The sequence below is a fragment of the Frankia sp. AiPs1 genome, assembly GCF_023716945.1.
In the GTDB taxonomy this organism is placed as follows: Bacteria; Actinomycetota; Actinomycetes; order Frankiales; family Frankiaceae; genus Frankia.
Genome location: NZ_JAMQQF010000666.1, coordinates 1 through 3,013 on the forward strand (window position 1 = coordinate 1; position 3,013 = coordinate 3,013).

Consider the following 3,013-nt stretch of genomic DNA (forward strand, 5'->3'; position numbering starts at 1 on the left):
GCGTGAGCCCGCGTCGGCCCGCGTCAGCCCGCGTCGGCGGGGGCCGGCGGGCACAGGCAGAAGGGGTGCCCGGCGGGGTCGAGCAACACCCGCCAGCGCTCGCCGCCGGGCTGGAACTCCGCCTGGGTGGCGCCGAGCTCCTCGGCGCGGCCGATGGCTGTGGGCAGGTCCGCGACCCGGAAGTCGAGGTGGACCTGCTGCGGTGCCTCCTGATCCGGCCAACGCGGCGGGCGGTAGTCCGCCACCCGCTGGAACCCGATCATGATCTCCGTGCCCGGCGGGCTCAGGAATGCCCAGGCGCCCTCGTCGTCGGCGCCCCCGACGCCCCATCCAGTCAGTTCGGCGTAAAAGGTGGCAAGCTCCTTGGCGTCCGGACAGTCGAGCATCAGTCCTGCCCACACCGCCGTCGGCACGCCCGCCGCACCCGTCGTCTCCTCGACCGCCGTGTCGGCGACCGTCTCCGTTCCCGTCATGGTCATCTCCTGTCGGACCTGGTGGTATCGCCTGCCCTACCCATCCTGGGCGGGATACCTGACTTCCCCTGTCAGGATTGGCGCGCGAGAATGCGGTCGTGCGCGCCAGCCGGCTGCTGTCCGTCCTGATGTTGCTGCAGACACGCGGCAAACTGACGGCGCGCCAGCTCGCCGAGGAGCTGGAGGTGTCCGTCCGGACCGTCCACCGGGATCTGGACTCCCTCGCGCAGGCCGGCGTACCCGTCCTGGCCGACCGTGGGGTCACCGGCGGCTACCGGCTGCTCGCCGGCTACCACACCCGGCTGACGGGACTGACCGCGGACGAGGCCGACTCGCTCTTTCTCGCCGGGATGCCGGCGGCCGCCGCCGAGCTGGGTCTCGGTGCGATGCTCGCGGCGGCCGAGCTGAAACTGCTGGCGGCGCTGCCGGAGCCGCTGCGCGAGCGGGCCGGCCGGGTGCGCGAGCGCTTCCACCTCGACGCGCCCGGCTGGTTCCGGGCGACCGAGGACACGCCGCTGCTCGCCGAGGTCGCCGACGCCGTCTGGACACAGCGCCGCATCCGGGTCACCTACCGGCGCTGGCGGGCTCCCCGCGAGGTCGACCGTGTCCTCGACCCGCTCGGCGTCGTCCTCAAAAGCGGCACCTGGTACCTGGTTGCCGCTGTGCCCCCGGACGAGGACGGCGGCAACGACGACAAGGACGGCGACGGCGAGCGGGTCGACGGGGACGGCACGCCCACCGGGCCGCGGGTGTACCGGGTCGGGAAGATCCTTTCGGCGGCGCCGACCGGGGCAGGGTTCGAGCGGCCACCCGCCTTCGACCTCGCCGCCTACTGGGCCGCCTGGACGGCCCGTTACGAGGCCGAGGTGTACCGGGCGACGGCGACGGTGCGGCTGTCCCCGGCCGGGCTCGTGCTGGCACCGTTGCGGCTGCCACCGGCCGTCAGCCGGAGCATCAGCGACGGCGCGGGGTCGCCGGAGGCGGACGGGTGGGTCCGCGCGCGGCTGCCGATCGAATCGGTCCGCCACGCGCAGGGCGAGCTGCTGGCGCTCGGCCCCGAACTGGAGGTGCTCGATCCCCCCGAGCTCCGCGCCGCCCTGGCTCGCGCCGCCGGCGCCCTCGCTCGCCTCTACGATGTCGCGGCCCCGGCGCCCACATCAGCGTGACGACCGCCGCCTCAGGCGTGTCCGGCCGCTGTCCCCTTCGGGTCCGTCTCCAACGGGTGCGTCCTCTTCGGGTGCGTCGCCAGATTTCGCCTGCCGCCCGCGGCCTGTTCCCGCTGCCCGAGGCTGGCGTTCCCGAGCGGCGGGGATGCGGTCGTCTTGGATGCGGTGGGCGGGGATGCGGTCGGCGGGGGCAGGAGGAGCCGGAAGGTGGTGCCGGCGCCGGCGGCGCTGGTGACCTCGACCCGGCCGCCGTGGGCCTGCGCCGTCGCCGCGACGATCGACAGGCCCAGTCCGCTGCCGCCGCGGCCCTGGGCCCGGCTGTCCGCGGCCCGGTAGAAGCGGTCGAAGACGTGGTCGGCGACCTCGGGCGGCATACCCGGCCCCTGATCGATCACGTCGAGCACGGCGCCGCCGGGCGGCAGCGGCCCGCCGGAACCGGGCGACGGTTCGGGACCGGCCTTGGATCCGCCGGGACCGGCCGGGCCGGCCGGACCCGGCTCCGGCGCACCGGCGTCGGCCGGCGGGGGCACGGCGTGCAGGCGCATCTCGACGGCCGTGTCGGGTGGGGTGTGGACGCGGGCGTTGGTGAGCAGGTTGCCGACGAGCTGGCGCAGCGCGTCCGGGTCGCCGAGGACGGGACAGCTCGCCGGGAGCTCCGCGCGCACCGGGCGGCCGGGGGCGGCGGCGCGCAGGTCTGCGACGGCGTCGCGGACGAGGTCGGCGAGGTCGAGCTCGACCCGGCGCATCGGCCGCTGTTCGTCGAGGTGGGCGAGGTAGAGCAGGTCGTCCACGAGGTCGCCCATCCGCGCCGCCTCCTGCTGGATGCGGCGCAGCGCCTGGTCGGTCTCGTCTGCCGGCACCATCCCGGCCCGCAGCAGGTCGGCGTAGCCGCGGATGGACGTCAGCGGCGTCCGCAGCTCGTGCGAGGCCTGCGCGGCGAACCGGCGCACCTGGTCCTGGGAGGCCACCCGCGCGGCGAACGCGGCCTGGATCTGGCCGAGCATCGCGTTGAGCGCCGCGGCGAGCTGCCCGGTCTCGGAGCTGGGCGGCCCGGCCGGCACTCGCCGGTCGAGGTCGCCGGCGGCGATCGCCGCCGCGGTGCCGACCATCTGGCGCAGTGGACGCAGGCCGCGGGTGAGCCACAGCCAGGCCAGGGCGGCCACCGCGGCGAGCACCGCCGCCCCGACCGCCAGCTCGATCCGCACCAGCCGGCGCACCGTGTCCGCGACCGGCCGCAGCGGCAACGCGACGAGCACCCGGGCACCGCCCGGGAAGACGCGCTGCACCGCCCGGTAACGCTCGCGGTCGGAGACGACGGTGAAGGGGGCCGGGCGCCGCGACGAGCTCAGACCGGTCCCGGCAGCGCCGCCCGCC

Annotated in this window: 3 protein-coding genes; 1 reads left to right on the forward strand and 2 read right to left on the reverse strand. The window is 76.0% G+C overall.

The window, feature by feature from the left end; translation table 11 throughout:
- Window positions 1-23 precede the first annotated feature (23 nt).
- Window positions 24-473 (reverse strand): VOC family protein, encoded by a 450-nt coding sequence (locus ND748_RS29095; RefSeq protein ID WP_251749390.1) that lies wholly within the window; start codon window positions 471-473, stop codon window positions 24-26.
- Window positions 474-571: 98 nt separating this feature from the next.
- Between ND748_RS29095 and ND748_RS29100 the strand changes: the two genes are divergently transcribed.
- Window positions 572-1,639: a YafY family protein gene (locus ND748_RS29100; RefSeq protein ID WP_251749391.1), complete on the forward strand. Its 1,068-nt coding sequence runs from the start codon at window positions 572-574 to the stop codon at window positions 1,637-1,639.
- Window positions 1,640-1,650: 11 nt separating this feature from the next.
- Here the strand turns inward: ND748_RS29100 and ND748_RS29105 are convergent.
- The coding region (locus ND748_RS29105) for a cell wall metabolism sensor histidine kinase WalK (RefSeq protein ID WP_251749392.1) at window positions 1,651-3,013 on the reverse strand (1,363 nt) is incomplete at its 5' end.

Excerpts from the sequence above, each read along its gene's own strand:
- ND748_RS29095 (WP_251749390.1), bottom strand. The coding sequence starts at position 473 with ATGACGGGAACGGAGACGGTCGCCGACACGGCGGTCGAGGAGACGACG.